Source organism: Bacillus sp. S/N-304-OC-R1, from assembly GCF_019749375.1.
Classification (GTDB): Bacteria; Bacillota; Bacilli; order Bacillales; family Cytobacillaceae; genus Cytobacillus.
The window spans coordinates 1-18,273 of record NZ_JACWFE010000023.1 but is presented as its reverse complement, the minus strand read 5'-3'; the positions used below and the strand labels follow the sequence as shown (position 1 = coordinate 18,273).

15 protein-coding genes are annotated in these 18,273 nt (G+C 38.7%); 10 read left to right on the top strand and 5 right to left on the bottom strand.

All coding sequences use genetic code 11. The annotated features are described in order from the left end of the window. Positions 1-301 precede the first annotated feature (301 nt). The 9 genes from H0173_RS17565 to H0173_RS17525 all read left to right on the top strand — a co-directional run bounded on the left by H0173_RS17565 (position 302) and on the right by H0173_RS17525 (position 13,183). Positions 302-787: a MarR family winged helix-turn-helix transcriptional regulator gene (locus tag H0173_RS17565; protein WP_221847820.1), complete on the top strand. Its 486-nt coding sequence runs from the start codon at positions 302-304 to the stop codon at positions 785-787. Continuing rightward, complete coding sequence (locus H0173_RS17560; RefSeq protein WP_221847819.1) at positions 780-2,504, top strand: ABC transporter ATP-binding protein; 1,725 nt, start codon at positions 780-782, stop codon at positions 2,502-2,504. The genes H0173_RS17565 and H0173_RS17560 overlap by 8 nt, the downstream gene beginning before the upstream one ends. Further along, on the top strand, positions 2,501-4,357 hold the full coding sequence (locus tag H0173_RS17555) for an ABC transporter ATP-binding protein (protein ID WP_221847818.1): 1,857 nt from the start codon (positions 2,501-2,503) through the stop codon (positions 4,355-4,357). The genes H0173_RS17560 and H0173_RS17555 overlap by 4 nt, the downstream gene beginning before the upstream one ends. A 467-nt stretch (positions 4,358-4,824) precedes the next feature. After that, positions 4,825-5,844: a C40 family peptidase gene (locus tag H0173_RS17550; protein WP_221847817.1), complete on the top strand. Its 1,020-nt coding sequence runs from the start codon at positions 4,825-4,827 to the stop codon at positions 5,842-5,844. Between the two features lie 158 nt (positions 5,845-6,002). Then, complete coding sequence (locus H0173_RS17545; protein ID WP_221847816.1) at positions 6,003-6,464, top strand: MarR family winged helix-turn-helix transcriptional regulator; 462 nt, start codon at positions 6,003-6,005, stop codon at positions 6,462-6,464. 3 nt (positions 6,465-6,467) lie between these two features. Beyond that, positions 6,468-9,596, top strand: coding sequence for an MMPL family transporter (locus H0173_RS17540; protein WP_221847815.1), 3,129 nt, complete (start codon positions 6,468-6,470; stop codon positions 9,594-9,596). Between the two features lie 172 nt (positions 9,597-9,768). Further along, the gene (locus H0173_RS17535; RefSeq protein WP_221847814.1) at positions 9,769-10,851 is read left to right on the top strand and encodes a Fe(3+) ABC transporter substrate-binding protein; all 1,083 of its coding nucleotides are present in this window, start codon (positions 9,769-9,771) and stop codon (positions 10,849-10,851) included. Between the two features lie 2 nt (positions 10,852-10,853). Then, on the top strand, positions 10,854-12,500 hold the full coding sequence (locus H0173_RS17530) for an ABC transporter permease (RefSeq protein WP_221847813.1): 1,647 nt from the start codon (positions 10,854-10,856) through the stop codon (positions 12,498-12,500). Next, positions 12,497-13,183, top strand: a complete 687-nt coding sequence (locus tag H0173_RS17525; protein ID WP_221847812.1) for an ABC transporter ATP-binding protein — start codon at positions 12,497-12,499, stop codon at positions 13,181-13,183. The genes H0173_RS17530 and H0173_RS17525 overlap by 4 nt, the downstream gene beginning before the upstream one ends. A gap of 37 nt (positions 13,184-13,220) precedes the next feature. Here the strand turns inward: H0173_RS17525 and liaG are convergent, their stop codons facing one another. The 5 genes from liaG to spoIIP all read right to left on the bottom strand — a co-directional run bounded on the left by liaG (position 13,221) and on the right by spoIIP (position 17,216). Then, complete coding sequence (gene liaG, locus H0173_RS17520) at positions 13,221-14,078, bottom strand: LiaG family protein (protein WP_221847811.1); 858 nt, start codon at positions 14,076-14,078, stop codon at positions 13,221-13,223. Positions 14,079-14,374: 296 nt separating this feature from the next. After that, positions 14,375-14,503, bottom strand: coding sequence for a hypothetical protein (locus H0173_RS22410; protein ID WP_260631244.1), 129 nt, complete (start codon positions 14,501-14,503; stop codon positions 14,375-14,377). Between the two features lie 592 nt (positions 14,504-15,095). Further along, positions 15,096-15,842, bottom strand: coding sequence for a (S)-benzoin forming benzil reductase (locus H0173_RS17515; RefSeq protein ID WP_221847810.1), 747 nt, complete (start codon positions 15,840-15,842; stop codon positions 15,096-15,098). Between the two features lie 62 nt (positions 15,843-15,904). Then, positions 15,905-16,090, bottom strand: coding sequence for a hypothetical protein (locus tag H0173_RS17510; protein ID WP_221847809.1), 186 nt, complete (start codon positions 16,088-16,090; stop codon positions 15,905-15,907). Further along, a complete protein-coding gene (spoIIP, locus tag H0173_RS17505; protein WP_221847808.1) occupies positions 16,074-17,216 on the bottom strand; it encodes a stage II sporulation protein P in 1,143 nt (380 codons plus the stop codon). Before spoIIP ends, H0173_RS17510 begins: the two co-directional genes overlap by 17 nt. 258 nt (positions 17,217-17,474) lie before the next feature. Between spoIIP and H0173_RS22560 the strand changes: the two genes are divergently transcribed. Continuing rightward, on the top strand, positions 17,475-18,221 hold the full coding sequence (locus H0173_RS22560) for a FixH family protein (protein ID WP_221847807.1): 747 nt from the start codon (positions 17,475-17,477) through the stop codon (positions 18,219-18,221). Positions 18,222-18,273 lie beyond the last annotated feature (52 nt).

Genomic DNA, 18,273 nt, shown 5'->3' with positions numbered 1-18,273 from the left:
CCCACAATCATTAACTGGTTAAACAGTTATATCTATTTATTTTTTATTATGTAAAAGTTTGAATTTTTAGATGTATATTACATGGAGCGTCTTATTAAGTCAATAACAACTAAGCAATCTATGTTTCCCTCTATCGATCATTGTCAAAGGAGAAGGTTAAATTTCATACTTGAAACAGCCAATTTGGGGTCGCCTTTTTTATAAACTTTATTGATTGACTATCGGTAAAAACAGGAGTATATTTATAACATTCTAGAACAGTTCATTTATGAACAATCCAAAAATGAATGGAGTTATGTAAATGAAATCTGATCAACATTCTTCTAAGCGCTCCAGTGAGCTTTTCCATAATTTTTGGCGTGTGAATGTAAGCTTAAAGAAGGTTGTGCAAAAAACAGCTATCAAAAATAATCTGACGGTTCCGCAATATGCAGTATTTATGACCTTTGCTTCGCGTGGGGAAATGACGCAAAAAGAGGTTGGTCAGATTATGCAGTTTCCAAAGAGCACACTAAGCCAAGCGGTAGATGGACTAGTTCAAGCGGGCTATATTGATCGTCATCCCGTTAAAGAGAATCGAAGAGAAATGCAGTTAATTCTTAGTGAAGAAGGAAAAAAGCTATACAATCACTTGAAGACAGAGGAGGGGAGTATGACGCAGGCATTTAAAGCAGCGGCAGATACCCTTTCTGATCAGCAATATAACGAATTAATGGCTTCTCTCAATCAGATTGCCAATTTTCTAGAGGAAATGACTTTAGAACAAGGAGAAGGATCCAATGATTAAACTACTGAAAAATCTTACCTTTTATAAGTGGATTGTCCTGGCTGTGTTTGGTCTTGTATTTATCCAGTCGATGGCTGATCTTTATTTACCAACATTAATGTCAGATATTATCGATAAGGGAGTTGTATTGGGCGACAAGCCTTATATATGGAAGATTGGCGGATTCATGCTTTTAATAGCCGCAATCGGAATGCTTGCCTCCGCTGCAGCAAGTTATTTCTCATCTAAAGCTGCAATGGGGCTTGGACGGGATTTGCGCAGGAAAGTATTTACTCATGTAGAAAATTTCTCTCTTCAGGAATTTGACCAGATTGGCACAGCATCTCTAATTACGAGAACGACCAATGATATTACTCAAATTCAGCAGGTCGTTATCATGATGTTAAGAATGGTCGTCAGTGCGCCGATTATGTTTGTCGGCGGCGTTATTATGGCGGTTTCCAAAGATGCTAAATTATCACTTGTCATTGTAGCAATTATCCCCATTCTTGTTGGAACAATTCTTCTTATTATGAGAAAAGGGATTCCACTTTTTAAACTAGTTCAAAAACGTTTGGATCAATTGAACTTAGTATTGCGTGAAAATTTGACAGGCATTCGGGTTATCCGTGCTTTTAACCAGGAAAACCAAGAGCAGGTCCGTTTGCAAAAAGCTAATAAAGATATTACAGAAGTTTCGATTAAAGTAAATAAAGTAATGGCTGCCATGATGCCAGTCATGATGCTTGTTATGAATTTAACGATTGTTGCGATTATTTGGTTTGGCGGAATTCGCATTGACAATGGCAGTATGCATATTGGTGATTTAATGGCGTTTATTCAATATGTGATGCAGATCATGTTTGCCCTTGTTATGGCATCGATGATGTTTGTGATGGTTCCTCGTGCTGCTGTTTCAGCAAAACGGATTAATGAGGTGCTTGAAATGAAGCCGACTTTAATCAATGAAGGAAAGGAAACAGCTAATAAGGAGCGTGGAACATTAGAGTTTGAGAATGTAACATTCCATTATCCCGGAGCAGAGGAACCGGCTTTAGCTGATATTAGCTTCAAAGCTCAACCTGGGGAGGTCACTGCTATTATTGGCGGTACAGGAGCGGGAAAAACAACGCTAGTAAACTTAATTCCGCGTTTCTATGATACGACAAGCGGAGTTGTTCGAATCAATGGTGTAAATGTGAAAGAGGCAGCTCACGAAGAAGTTCGTTCAAAAATCGGCTTCGTACCGCAGAAGGCTTTGTTATTTTCCGGAACGATAGCAGAAAATATCCGCTTCGGAAAAGAAGATGCCACACAGGAAGAAATTGAGCATGCGGCTAAGATTGCTCAGGCTGAAGAGTTTATTAATAAAATGGAAAATCGCTATGATTCGATGATTTCGCAAGGAGGATCCAACGTATCCGGTGGGCAAAAGCAGCGCTTATCGATTGCGAGAGCACTTGTGAGAAAACCAGATCTTTATATTTTCGATGACAGCTTCTCAGCTCTAGATTACAAAACAGATGCAAAATTGCGCCATGCCTTAATAGATGAAACCCAAAATTCTACGGTCATTATCGTAGCACAGCGGGTTAGCTCTGTTATGGATGCAGATCGGATCATTGTGTTAGATAAAGGGAAAATGGTCGGCATGGGAACGCACAAAGAGCTGTTAGAAAACAATAAAGTGTACCGTGAAATTGTTGAGTCCCAGCTCTCAGAGGAGGAAATCGCATGAGTTCACAAATGAAGCATCAACCTCGTCACGGCGGCGGTCCAATGGGACATGGAAATATGATGATGGCTGGTCAGAAAGCAAAGGACTTTAAAGGAACATTCCGACGTTTGATCGGCTACTTAAAACCGAGACGCAACCAATTACTAGCTGTATTTTTGGCTGCTATTATGAGCACTGTTTTCATGATTGCCGGACCGAAGATTATGGGAAATGCCATAACGGAGCTATTTGAAGGGATATATGGAAAATTAAAGGGTGTGCCAGGTGCCGGAATTGATTTTACAACGATTCGAAATTTGCTGCTGCTTTTAGCAGGATTGTATGTAACAAGCAGTCTGTTCAGCTATATTCAGCAATTCATTATGTCGAGTGTAGCCCAAAAAACGGTTTATGACTTAAGGGAGGACGTTAATAAAAAGCTTGAAAAACTGCCGCTTAAATATTTTGACGGACGTCCAAACGGTGAGATACTTAGCCGAGTCACAAATGATATTGATACAATTGGCAGTACACTTCAGCAAAGTTTGACGCAATTTATTACATCCGTGGTTACTATTGTAGGAATCATTATTATGATGTTAACCATCAGCCCGCTGCTGACATTAATCTCGATTGTCAGTTTGCCGCTTTCAATCTTTGTTATTGGACCGATTTTAAAAAGATCACAGAAGCATTTTGCTAATCAGCAGAAGTCACTAGGTCAATTAAACGGCCATATTGAAGAAATGTATACAGGTCATCAGGTTGTTAAAGCCTTTGGCCATGAGGAAAAAGCGATAGCAGAATTTGATGAAGTTAATGAAAAATTGTATGATGCCGGTCGAAGAGCACAATTTATCTCAGGTATCATCATGCCGATGATGTCCTTTATTGGCAACCTAAGCTATGTGCTAATCTGTATTGTCGGGGGAATTCTTGTTACAAAACGGGCGATTTCAATTGGAGATATTCAAGCATTCATCACCTACTCCCGTCAGTTTACTCAGCCGATTATGCAAACAGCTAATATCGCGAACATCATTCAGTCAACAGTGGCAGCAGCAGAACGCGTCTTCGAATTGCTTGACGAAGAGGAAGAAGTCAAGGAAGTGAAAACGGCTAAGCTTGAGCGCCCTAAAGGGGAGGTTGCATTCGAGCATGTGGATTTCGGCTATGCGGAAGAGTTATTAATTGAGGATATGAATCTTCATGTTCAGCCTGGCCAGACCGTTGCCATCGTCGGACCAACCGGTGCTGGAAAAACAACCTTAATCAACCTGCTCATGAGGTTTTACGAACTGAATGGCGGAAAGATTACGATAGATGGTTTTGATACTCGTGAAATGGCACGGGGGGATTTGCGCTCCACATTTGGCATGGTTCTACAAGACACATGGCTCTTTAATGGAACTATTAAGGAAAACCTTCGTTATGGAAAGAGAGACGCTACCGATGAGGAAATCCTTGCAGCAGCGAAAACAGCGTATGCTGATCATTTTATCCGTACTCTGCCAGAGGGATATGATACTGTCCTAAATGAGGAAGCATCAAATATTTCTCAGGGTCAAAAGCAGCTTCTCACGATTGCTCGCGCCGTATTGGCTGATCCGCCTATTATGATTCTCGATGAAGCCACCTCTAGTGTCGATACCCGTACAGAAGCCTTAATTCAGCAAGCGATGAACCGTTTAATGGAAGGAAGAACAAGCTTTGTCATTGCTCATCGCCTATCAACTATTCGCGATGCGGATTTGATTTTAGTCATGGATCAAGGAAAAGTCATCGAGCAGGGCACTCATCAAGAACTGCTCGAAGCAAATGGTTTCTACGCAGACCTTTACAATAGCCAGTTCGAGAAAGACATAGCCGTATAATTGGATTTATTGCCTGATTCCGCTTAGGGATCAGGCTTTTTTGCGATTACTTTTTGATCTATGGTCATAGCAACAAAAGGTATTCTCCCTGTCGTATAACTTTAAGAGAATCGCTTATTGGACAAGAACTCTAGTAAAGTCCCCGAACCTGTCCGATAAACCAGTTTATTGGACAAGAACTCTAGTAAAACCTCAAAACCTGTCCAATAAACCATTTTATTGGACAAGAACTCTAGTAAAATCCCAAAAGCTGTCCGATAACCCTATTTATTGGACAAAAATCCTAATGAAATCCCAAAGGCTGTCCGATAAATCTACTTTTAAAAAGAGTCCTGCTTATTCAAATATCCGGCGCAAACACTAAAAAACTTACTGGCAATTTCCTTCAAAAATTTTTTCTCAAAACACAAATACAATTCTACTAAAAAATGGTATTCTATATTAAATAACATCATAGGAGGATTAACTTGAAAAAGTATGTAACAGGGATTCTATTAACCTTAATTCTAGTTTTTCTACATACACAAACGACATTTGCCTCCCCTGCTGATAATGGAATCTGCTATAAACCAGCTCAAACAAAGAAGTATGTTGTCAATGTGGCTGTAACCACTCTATGGAAGGAACCAAATATGACAAGGGCGATTGATCAGCCTGTCATTTCTGCTCCAGTGGATCTTGCCAATTGGACAAAAAATATGACGAAACAGCAGAAGCTTTGGCTACTAGGAAAAATTGAATCTCAAGCTCTATATGGGCAAGAGGTGACCATTTTAAAAAACAGTGGAAATTGGTACAAAATTGCGGTTAATGATCAAGAGACATCAAAAAATAAAAGCGGCTATCCAGGGTGGGTCCCTAAATCCCATATATCCGAATATGACCTAAACAACCAAGATTGTTCCATTGCCCTCGTATCCGTAAACAAGGCAAACCTATACAATGAAGCCTCGACAAAGAGCAAATTCATGGAAATCAGTTTTAATACTATACTGCCGATTGTGAAGGAAGAAAAGGATTGGCTTCAGGTACTTACTCCTAAAAAAGAAATAAAGTATTTTCAAAAACAGAACATCAAGCAATTCCATAATTATGAGAGTATCCCAAAGCCTTCCCAAAAGGACTTAGTAGATACGGGTAAAAAGTTTTTAGATATTCCTTATCTTTGGGCAGGTAATTCAGCATATGGATTTGACTGTTCAGGCTTTACTTATAGTATCTATAAACAGCATGGTATTTTGATTCCAAGAGACTCATCTGAACAGGCGAAGCAGGGAATAGCTGTAGAAAAGAAAAATCTGCAGCCTGGTGATCTAATGTTCTTTGCACATAATAAGGGAAAAGGGGCAGTTCACCACGTATCGATGTACATAGGAAACGGAAAAATGATACACTCGCCAAATTTCTCAAGATCAGTTGAAATCATCTCCATAAATGTAGAACCATATAAATCTGAATTTTCCGGTGCAAGAAGATATCTTAAATAAGAATAAAAAGCCTGCAGGAGCTTCCCTGCAGGTTTTTTTATTCTAAAAAAGAAAATAATTGACAATCACTATACAGGACATTAAAGTTAAATACGTTAATAGTTAAACAGTTGAACAATTAAACAGTAGAATTAATAGATGGGGGTGTAATCAATTTCATGACAGATAAAATAATTAAAGAGCTCATTAATAAATATATAGAGCTGTCATTCTCAGTCCAAAGAAAGGCTGAGTGCCTCGTAAAGGAGCAAATTGGCAGTGATTTAACGAATGATCAGCACTACACATTACGGTATATCAGTAATGTTGGATCCTGCACGTCATCACAACTAGCGGAGCAGTTCAATGTACAAAAAAGTGCGATAACCGCTATCATTACCCGTCTATTTGAAAAGGGGCTGATTCAGCGAACACGAGATGAGAATGATCGACGTGTTGTTTATTTAACGCTAACAGATAAAGGTAATGAGCTGTTCAATCAAACGGAAGAACGCATTTATAAGCTTGTCGAGTCTTTTATTACCCAGTTCGACCAAGAGGAAATTACTCAATTTATAAAAACCTATGAAAAGCTGAATCAAATTTTAATAGAAAGTAAGAATCCACAGGTGGAGGAATAAACCGTGAATGGAATCATAAAAAATAAATGGCTAGTGATGATTGCTTGGATAGTTATTGTAGCAGGCATGCTTTTTGCTGCCCCTAATATGGCAGATTTAGTTCGGGATAAAGGGCAGATTACAGTGCCTGATGAATATTCATCTTCTCTTGCCGGAAAAATTATGGACGATGTTCGCAAGCAGGAGGGCGGCGGTGATGAAACGAGCGTAGCTCTCGTTTTCCATAATGATAAAAAGCTTTCCAAAGAAGATATTCAAGAAGCAGAAAAGGCCATTAACCTTTTAAAAGAAAAAGAAAAGGAGCTTGGCATTACTGAGATACTTACTCATTTTTATGAGGCAAGCCTGAAAGACCAGCTAGTGTCAAAGGACGGAAAATCTATCCTTGCATCAGTTACAATAAGCTGGAATGACCGAGAGCCGAAAGAATTGCGAAAGGCTCTTTACGACACGTTAAAAGATATAAAAGTAGAACATTATTATACGAGTCAATGGCTGATCAATGAAGATCTAATGACGAGCTCACAAGAAGGGTTAAAGAAAACAGAAGGAATTACAGTTGCATTTATTCTGATTGTGCTTTTGCTTGTATTTAGATCCGTTGTTGCGCCGATTATTCCATTATTAACAGTTGGATTTACTTATTTAGCTTCACAGTCAATTGTCGGATTTCTAGTAGATAAATTTGATTTTCCATTATCCAACTATACGCAGATCTTCCTTGTTGCGGTTCTCTTTGGAATTGGAACAGATTATTGTATCCTCCTTCTAAGCCGATTTAAAGAAGAACTTTCACAGAAGGAGAGCATAGCTGAAGCGATTGTAGAGACATACCGTAATGCGGGCCGTACTGTATTTTTCAGCGGAATTGCCGTGATGATCGGTTTCGCAGCGATTGGATTTTCACAATTTATTCTTTACCAATCAGCCGCGGCTGTTGCGATTGGTGTAGCGATTCTAATTATTGCTTTATTTACGATTGTGCCGTTCTTCATGGCCGTTTTAGGACGGAAAATATTCTGGCCATCTAAGAAAACAGCCGATCATGGGGAAAGCAAGCTTTGGGGGGCAGTTGGGAAGTTTTCATTGGCACGTCCTTTTCTGGCCTTAATTATTGTGGCAGCCATCTGTGTTCCATTTCTCGTAACCTATGATGGGGAATTATCCTATAACTCTCTCGAAGAAATTAGCGGCGATGTGAATTCGATAAAGGCCTTCAACAGGATTGCAGACAGCTTTGGTCCTGGAGAATCAATGCCAACTAAGGTCGTATTGAAAAATGATGAAAGAATGGATTCAACCGAATATATTGGTCTAGCAGAGCGTATCAGCAAAGAACTTGAAAAGGTTGATCTTGTCGATACGGTCCGTTCTGTCACACGTCCTACTGGTGAACCTCTTGAGGATTTCTTCGTTGCCAAGCAAGCTGAAACCCTTGAGAAAGGCCTTGGGGACGGTAAAGATGGACTTGATAAAATTAGCAAAGGCTTAAGTGAAGCAGGCAGTGAATTAGCTAAATCAGAGCCGAAATTAAAAGAAGCAACAAACGGAATACAAGGATTAATTTCCGGAACAAATGAGATCCAGACAGGACTTCAAGCTATTCATACAAATCTTGCGAAGATTGAAAATGGCATCCGTCAAGGAACAGCAGGCTCTGACCAAATAAAAGCAGGCTTAGAACAATCAAAAACAGGAGCAGAGGATTTGCTTAAAGCCTACCAGGAATTGCTTGGCGGTTATAAAGAATTACAAGGCAATTTAAATGGCCTTACAGAAAATTATCAAAAGGGTGGTACAGGATTAGCAGGCTTAGCTGATGGCATGACGCAAGCAAATACTGCCATGTACGGCTATTTAGAGCAGAAATATACAGACTTAGAAGCAGACCAGCAGTATCAGACGATGAAACAAACGATTACTGGTCTTCAGCAGCAATTAACAGGTCTTTCTGCAAATATGAATGAAATGAATGCGGGATTAACAAAAATTAATGCCGGCATGGCGGGAGCAAATAGCGGTTTTGAAAAAGCAGTTTCTGGCCAAGGAGATCTTGCGGCAGGCTTGGGAAAATTAATTGCAGGCATTGAAGCGCAGCAAGCAGGATTCCAACAATTAGCGGATGGCCAAGGACAAATTGTCAGCAATGTACCAAAGCTGACAAATGGATTAGGCAGCATTAACGATGGACAAAAGCAACTTCTTACAGGGTTCGGAGATTTAGGCGGCCAAATTGGTCAATTAACAGACGGATTAGACCAGAGTGCAGATGGCTTAAATCAAGTATCTGAAGGACTTGGCTCCGCGCAAAATTATTTATCCGGATTATCTAGCATTGGAACTCAAGATGGATTTTACTTGCCTGAAGATGTTATGAATAATGAAGAATTTGCACGTGTTCTAGATGTTTATATGTCTAAAGATCGTAAAGTTATGACAATGGATGTCATCTTTAAAGAGAATCCATATTCCAATGGAGCCATTAACAAAATCGATGATATTAAGTCTGCAGTGAAAAGAGCGACAAAAGGTACAAAATTAGAAAATGCAATAGTGGCAGTTGGCGGCGTAACAAGTACGAATGCTGATTTAAACACTATGTCTGAACAGGATTACTCGCGCACGGTCATTTTAATGTTAGCCGGAATTTCGATCATTTTAGTCTTTTTATTCCGTTCAATCATTATGCCAGCCTATATCATTGGTTCACTCATATTAACGTATTTTACATCTATGGCTATTAATGAGGCCATTTTCGTCAACATATTCGGCTATTCCGGCATTAGCTGGGCCGTACCGTTTTTCGGCTTTGTCATTCTCATTGCATTAGGAGTCGATTATAGTATTTTCTTAATGGACCGATTCAATGAATATAAAAATCTATCAGTGGCAGAAGCGATGCTGCTTTCAATGAGAAAAATGGGAACTGTCATTATCTCAGCAGCGGTTATCCTAGGTGGAACGTTTGCAGCTATGATGCCTTCAGGAATGCTTTCATTACTTCAGATTGCAGCTATTATCATTGTTGGATTGTTCTTATATGCAGTTGTTATGCTGCCGCTGTTTATTCCTGTTATGGTGAAAAACTTTGGAGAAGCAAATTGGTGGCCATTTAAGAGGAGCACGAATTAATGTTTAAAAGCAGCCTTAGGGCTGCTTTTTTTTATGCTATCAAATTCATAAATCTTACAAATTAAGAAAATAGTTATTGACCAGGAAGTGAATCACTAGTAAAATGAGGTCGTAGTAGTGATAATAATTCTCATTATCACTAAAAAGAAAAAAACAAAAGGTGGACACAGGAATGAAATTTTCGAAATTACTCAAGCCTTTCTTAGCAAGTGCTCTTCTAACTGTTGGTTTAGCAGGATGTGGGGCAAGTGATAATGGTTCTGAAGGTGAGAAAACAGCTAAAGAGCCTAAAAAAGCGGAAGATGGAGTAGTTAATATTTATACAGCAAGACATTACGAGGCTGATAATGAAGTGTATAAGCGATTCACTGAAGAAACTGGCATTAAAGTGAATGTCGTTAAAGGTGAAGCGGAAGAACTGATCGAACGCTTAAAGCGAGAAGGTGAAAGCACTCAGGCTGATTTATTTATAACTGTTGATGGTGGAGTATTAGCTAATGCGAAGAATAACGATGTTCTTCAGCCTGTACACTCTGACATTATTGATAAAAATGTCCCTGCAAACCTAAGGGATAAAGATGATAACTGGATTGGTATGTCAACAAGAGCACGTGTTATTGTGTACTCAAAAGACCGTGTTTCTCCAGATGAGCTTTCTACATACGAAGCTTTAACGGATGCAAAATGGAAAGGGAAAGTGTTAGCTCGTTCGTCAACTAGCTTATATAACCAATCTTTACTTGCTTCCTTCATTGAGTTGAATGGAGAAGAAAAGGCTGAACAGTGGGCACAAGGAATTGTAAACAACTTTGCTCGTCAGCCAGACGGCGGTGACCGTGACCAGGCAAAAGCTATCGCAGCAGGTACCGGTGATGTAGCAATCATGAACACATATTATGTGGGCCTGCTTGTGAACTCTGAGGATCCAGAAGAGAAAAAGGTAGGAGAGAGCATTGGTGTATTCTTCCCGAGCCAAGAAACAAATGGAACTCATGTTAATATTAGCGGTATTGGATTAACGAAGCATAGTAAACACCCTGAAAATGCAACAAAATTAATTGAATATATGACAGGTGTTGAAGCACAGGAATATTTATCAGCAAATAACTATGAATTCCCTGTTAACCCTAATGCTAAGAAACCTGAACTGCTTCAATCATGGGGTGATTTTAAGATGCAAGAGCTTAACTTTGATACTTTAGGAGAACATAATCATAAAGCCATCGAGATCTTTAATAAAACAGGTTGGAAATAATAATGGGTATAAACCAATTCAAACGATTACTACAAAAAGATTTTAATAGCTGGTGGGTCATCAGTATTTTGGGGGCGGCGGTCATACTGCTGCCCATCCTGTTTATCTTTTTTTCATTATTTCAGGAGCCAAATCAAAACTGGTTTCAGATTCGCAGGTATTTATTAACAACATATGTAGCAAACACGATAATCCTTGTAGTTTTGACAGGGATTTTTACTGCGTTTTTGGGGGTTACGCTTGCGTGGCTAACGTCAGCCTATAACTTTCCACTTAAGCGTTTTTTTCGCTGGGGCTTGCTATTGCCGCTTGCGATTCCCCCTTATATCGCAGCCTATACGTATCGAACGATGTTCAGCTATACGGGAGTGATTCAGTCCACGTTCCGTAATCATTTTAATTATCAGATTGATCCAGAACTTTTATCATTCTCCTCCTTGCGTGGGGCCATTTTCATTTTTACGTTCTTCCTTTTTCCATATGTTTATATTATGACGAGAGCTTTTCTTGAAAGCCAAAGTGCTTCTTTTTTCGAAAACGCAAGACTGCTAGGAAGAAAGCCGTTAGCCATCTTTATACAGGTAGTACTCCCGCTATCCAGGCCAGCTATTGTAGCGGGGGCAGTATTAGTGGTTTATGAGGTGCTAAGTGATTATGGAGTAACAAGCTATTTCGGCATCCATACGATTTCTACGGCTATTTTTCAAACATGGTTCGGTATGTATGATATAGATTCGGCCATGAGGCTTGCAGCTTGGTTGATGGTTATAATTGTTGGTTTGTTCATTTTGGAAAGATTGTTGAGACAAAGACGGCGATACAATATTAATAATAAATCAAGACCGCTTGTACCGATGAGGCTCAAGGGATTTAAGGCAGCTGCAGCTTTTACTTACTGCAGCATTGTGTTTTTGCTCGGATTTTTAATTCCATTAATCCAGTTAATCTCATGGGCGCAATTGACATTTCACAAGGTGTGGAATGAAACATTCTATATGCTCTTTTTTCAAACCGTCTATGTGGCTTCGATTGCAACGTTCATTATTTTGATTCTGGCTGTTGTGGTTGCGAATGTAAGCCGCGGAAATAAGACGGGGTCCTATATTTTAGCTAAGCTCGTAACGACTGGCTATTCTATTCCTGGAGCCATTATTGCGATTGGGGTGCTGGCGATGTTTATAACGCTAGATAAATGGCTTGCCCCTGTTTATTCATTTATGGGATTAGGAGCTGCTCCATTAATATTAAGTCTATCTCTAGTTATGCTCATTGTTGGTTATGCGATTCGTTTTATGGCAACCGGCTTTAACGCTATTGAAGTAGGATTTGAAAAAATCGGCACGAAATATTCTGAAGCATCGAGAATGCTGGGCCATGGCATAACGAAAACCTTTTTCAAAGTGGATTTTCCATTAATTAAGGGAGCACTCGTCAGCGGCTTTATTTTAACATTTGTTGAAATTTGCAAGGAGCTTCCTTTAGCCTTATTATTAAGACCATTTAACTTTGACACGCTGGCAACAAAAACATTTCAGTATGCGAAGGATGAACAAATATACGAAGCTTCCATCTCTTCGTTGATGATTATTGGGATTAGCGTTTTGTCTGTAGTTGTTTTTCAAATGATTGATAAGAAGGTGCAGCGATGAAGGTAATGGACATTCAAAAATTAAGCTTTGGCTACTCTCGATCAAGTACACCGATTATTGACGATTTTTCATTTTCAATGAATAAAGGAGAAATTGTCGGGGTGTTAGGACAGAGTGGAAGCGGGAAAAGTACATTATTGCGATTAATAGCTGGCTTAGAAATGCCTCGGAGCGGAATCATTCAGATTGCAGACAAAACAGTAGTGAATGATCGTATATTTGTTCAGCCAGAGGATCGAGGAGTTGGGATGGTTTTTCAAGACTACGCCCTTTTTCCTCACATGTCAGTTAAGGAAAATATTTTATTTGGTTTATCACGAATAGCAAGAAAGGATAGAAGGCATCGGGTAGAGGAGATGCTTGAGCTTGTCCATTTGGAGGACTTTGGTGATCGCTATCCTCATGAGCTTAGCGGGGGACAGCAGCAAAGGGTAGCGCTGGCAAGAGCACTTGCGCCAAAGCCGAAAATTTTATTAATGGATGAACCATTCAGTAACCTAGATGCCGATTTGAAAGAATCAATACGGGAAGAACTGCTGCGTATTTTAAAAAAGGCAAAAATGACTTGTATGATCGTCACCCATGATCGAAATGATGTTGAAGCGATTTGCGATTACAGCATTACTATGTGTCCGCTTATAGCTGAACAGGGATCGGCGGGAGAGAAATTTCAAACATTATAACAGCAAAAACTGGATGAGCGCTCATCCAGTTTTTCTTTTAATGAATATTGACCAATCCGCTTGAAACAGAAACCTTTACTTGATATTTCCCAGTGCCTGACTGTCCGCTAATTTTATTCTTATCTTGTATTTTGTCTTTAAGAGGAATATCGGATTTAATTAGACCGCTGCTTACTTTTCCTTTTAGTGTGAAATCAGCGTCCTCTGGAAGATCAAGCTTCAAATGACCGGAACTTACTTCTGCATCAATATCGTCTGTTATTTTGTCCATTTGTACATCTAATTGTCCTGAAGAAATATCTGCTTTAAGCTTTCCTTCGTAGCTGCGAATTTTTACGATCCCTGAGTTTACATCAATAGTGCCTTCTTTCGTTTTCAGAGAATGGATGGTAACCATTCCTGAAGAAACATCATTGCGGAATTCCCCGATGTTTAAATTTTTTAAATCAATTTTTCCTGAACCAAGATTAATATCAAGCTCTTTAAGGTTCATCGGTTTGCTAGCTGATTTACCTTCAAAAATTAAATATCCTGATCCAACATTAATATTCATTCTGCGGTCAAAGTCTTCAGGAATATAAATGTTCAAAACAGTATTTTTATTAAAAAAGGAGAATCCTTCAAAAAAAGCTCTTTTGTACTTTACTTGAATACTGTTCCCGCTTTTATTAACAGACACTTCTCCTTTTCCTTCAAGTTCTGCATGAATATCACTTCTCTTCTCCGGCAGGATAACGGTTTTGATTGAAGATGCATCAATCTCCACTGAATCGATATTTTTGGTCACTTTCTCCTCGGCTTCACTTTTTCCAAATGAAAATAGATTCATGATATTCGAGTTAAATAATACATAAACCCCAATCAAAATTAAAAAAATAACTAATATTCTTTTCAAAGAAAATCCCTGCTTTCTTATTAATTCCTTCTCTTATACTCATATTACGAAATGATCAGCAAGAAATCATTGATCCCTAGAATTAATTATATCTAAGACTTAAGGCTTATTGTTGGATAAAATAGGAACAAAAGTGAAATTTTTTAACGGATTCGAATGTATGTGGGATGAGGGAAGAATAATGATGATGGATGTTGTGGTTTTAAAAAAAAAGCCAAATAGGTCATTAGGTTCATAGTCTAATGATCGTATTTGGCTTCATAATCATAATGTGTTTCTAACTAATTAAACTGTTTTTAATTGTTTTTACTTTGCTGATCTTTATTCCGTTTATTCCCTTTGCTGTTGTCACCGCTCACAATGTCCGCCTGATTAGCAGTCGGCGCATTTTGATTGTTGCTTCCTTTGTTATACTTTTTCGTCATGATTTTGCCCCTTTAATCGATTATTTAAGTCCCTTTTTGGGAGATACATTGTTATTGTGTCTTATGGGGGCTTTTTTTATGTGTTTTTTACGAGTAAAGCAATAGTTAAATGGAGGATTACGGATCAAGCTGGTTATTGGACAGGTTTTATAAGGAAGTCCCAAGATAAAATGAGTTATTGGACAGGTTTCATAGAAAAGTCCCAAAACATGTCCGATAAAATGAGTTATTGGACAGGTTTCATAGAAAAGTCCCAAAACATGTCCGATAAAATGAGTTATTGGACAAGTTTTATAGAAAAGTTTCAAAACGTGTCCAATAAAATGAGTTATTGGACAGGTTTCATAGAAAAGTTTCAAAACGTGTCCAATAAAATGAGTTATTGGACAAGCCTAACAGAAAAACCCCAATCGTGTCCGATATAGCTCTTAAAACTGCATTACACTCAAAATCCCAAACAGTTCCCTCATCTCCAGAAGAAAAGTCACAAAAAAAATGCCTCCAATAAGGAAGCAATAAATAAGGGGGAAATACACTTTGTAGCTTTAGTATTGTCCACTCTAGCAATTTTTATTCATATTTTCTAATCTTTTTAAAGTAAATCATTCACATGATAGACTTTTCCATTTTCGATCTCTTCTCTTAATAGCAGGCTGACTAACGCATTGCCAACTGTTTCGGCAGGACGGAGCATGCCTGCTTCTTTATATTCCTTGAATTTCTCCAAATCATGAAAGGCTTCTTTGGAAGAGGAGCGAATGGTTCCTTGCATATCTGTATCCATTATTCCGGGGCTAAAAGCAATCATTTCATGCGGCGCTCCAGCTGTTGCTTGCTCCACTGCAGCTGTTGCAGTGAACATATTTAGCCCTGCTTTTGTACTGCAGTATGCACTCCAGCCTTGAATAGGCCTTTCCGCAGCTCCAGAGGATACATTAGCAATACGTAACTTAGCGGCTGCCTTACTCAATAGAATATTCGTAATCATCATTGGTGCAACTAGGTTAACCGTCACATTCTGGATTAAAGCTTGATGATTAAGAGATCCTGCTGTTGCGATGGGTTCAATGACACCAGCATTATTGATCACATAGACCAACTCTGGCTTTTCAGAATCTAACAATGATAATATAGTTTGAAAGGTTGCTTCGATTTCATCAGTCACAGCGAGATTACAAGGGAAGTGACGATAGAAAACTTGATTAGCAGAAGCTTTCTCCTTTAAGCCTTCATTTTCTGTTCTAGAGACCGTAATAATTCCAATTTTTTCGCTTATCATTCTTTCCGCAATGGAGGCACCAAGACCCTTTGAGGCACCTGTAATAATGGCCAATTTCATCTAATCACTCCAATATAGGTTTCTATTATCTATTAAAGCAGAAACAGGGTCACGAATACCAGTTATTCCCCATTCATTCTTTCGTGCTTTTTCATTTCGTCCTCGACAAAATTAATGATTGACAAAATAATTCCTGAACTAAAGCAAACAATTGTTAACAGAGATAGCCCAAATAATAGATAGAATAGAAGTGTTGAACCGAGTGTCCAAAGCAAGCAATAGAATGAAGCATTAAGAACCTTTGCCATTTACCATCTCTGCCTTCCAGTAAAATTCACTGAAAACATCTGCAAACACATCAATTGAATTATATAGTTCCGTTAAGTCGTTATCGACTCCGCCAATTTCAATTAATAAGGCACGGTCTGATAAATCCTGGTTATAAATGCCATTTCCTTCGCTTTTTCCTTTCTTAAATACTCCTCTGCTAATACCCGGGTATTTCGCTTCTAGGCTTTTGTGAAGCTCAGTGGCAATCTGTAAATTTTTCTGATAGTTTTTATGTTCCTTCCCTACAACGAAGAACATCCGTGCATACTTTTTTCCATTCAGCTCTTTTGTTGTTACTTCACGTCCTAGGGAATCTCGATGGATATCAATCAAAAACTTTAAGTCCTTATTCGAAGCCATTGCTGATTGAGCGACCTCTCGAGAAAGGAGATACGATTGGTTATAATTCCAATTCTTTTGGCTCAGCAGTGAAGCCATATTTGATTTAACATGCTCTACGCCTATTCCTTTTTCAGTTAATTTTTCACTTAGTTTCCTTCCAACGGCAATTACATTTACTCGTTCATTGGAGCTAACCGCCTCGTCAGGGGTTGTTACTCCTTTTAATAATGGTGTGAATGACTCCCAGCTGTGTGAATGATAGATTAATACGCTTTTCTTACCATCGATAGGAGGTGGGGCATCTGACGTATCCTCCTCAGGGAGATTTTCACTGGCAATTTCTTTTTCTTTTAAAAGAAAATCAATTGGCGGAGCAGATTCGAACGGCAGATTTGTATAGTCAGTCCCCTCCCCAGCTATCTCAATCCCCGTATCAAAAATCGAATAACCAGGAAGCTCTCTTCCCAGAAAGGTGCGAATATCAGTCGGCTTTATATTGGTGGCGAGCCTGAAGGCATTTTGGGATAAATGTGAAAGACTTAAAGATGAATCTTCCGGATAAAAATAATGATTCTCTGATTTAAGCAAATGGATAAAGAGCTGGTCTGCCTTAATATTTTTTAATAGTGAATTCACATGTTCAGAGGTAAAGGATGCAGGGTTTGATGTTACGATGCCGACTAAAATAAAGATAAATAATATACTCAATATCCATCCTTGTACATAAATAAAAACTGTTTGTGCTGCTGATTTATTTCTCATCACGATCCCCCCATCTGTCAAATGTATGCTCGTACAAATAGGAATAGAAGGAAGGATTTCGGATAGAAAATATGAAAAAGGGAAAACTTCTTTTACAACATTTATTGAATTTTTTTGCTATGATAAAAGTGTTCCTATACTATAGAGTTCTTTTTATATAGAGTTTTCTTTATTTACGAGAAAATTTCATTATTTCATCACAATTAACATCTATTGTTTTGGATAGAAGGAATTATTTATATGAAAGAGGGATAATGCGTGAAAAAATGGATAGCGATTATATGTGCGGGTTTATTATTACTAGCAGGCTGTGGTACAAACAGCAAAAAAGATGATGGAAAAGAGGCGGAGCTTCCTGCCATTATAGAAGCTGATTTAACCCTACCTGAAAAAGCGAATCCAGGGGAAGAGGTTCCTTTAGCTGTTACAGTTAAGCAAGGGGAAGAATTTGTAGAGGATGCGAAAGAAGTAAAGTTTGAAATTTGGAAGGAAGGCGAAAAGGATTCCAGTAAGCTGGTAGAAGCAAAGCATGAAGAAAAGGGAAAATATGTTGCGACTTATTCGTTTCCTGAAAATGGATTGTATCATGTTCAATCACACGTAACCGCAAGGGATATGCACACGATGCCAACAAAGCAGATTCAGATTGGACAAGTAGAAGAGGATCATCATGAGGAACATGGTGAAGGCACAGAAGGAGACCATCACCATCACGGAGATGTTTCCATTCACCTGCAAACACCAGATACAATAAAAGCAAATGAGCAAATAGCATTAGCAGTACATTTGCAAAAAGAAAATGAGCCGCTTGTAAAAGCGAATGTAAGACTTGAAATTTTTCAAAAAGGATCTAATCCGGATTGGGTTAATATGACAGAAGGCACTAACGGGGAATACAAAACTGACTATGCTTTCAAGGCAAGTGGAGATTACATCGTGAGAGTTCATGTGGAGAATGATGAAGGTCTTCATGAACATACAGAGGTAGAAGTATCCGTACAATAATTAAAAACGTGTAGCCCTTAATTAAAATGTACCCTATAGAGTAGACACTTAA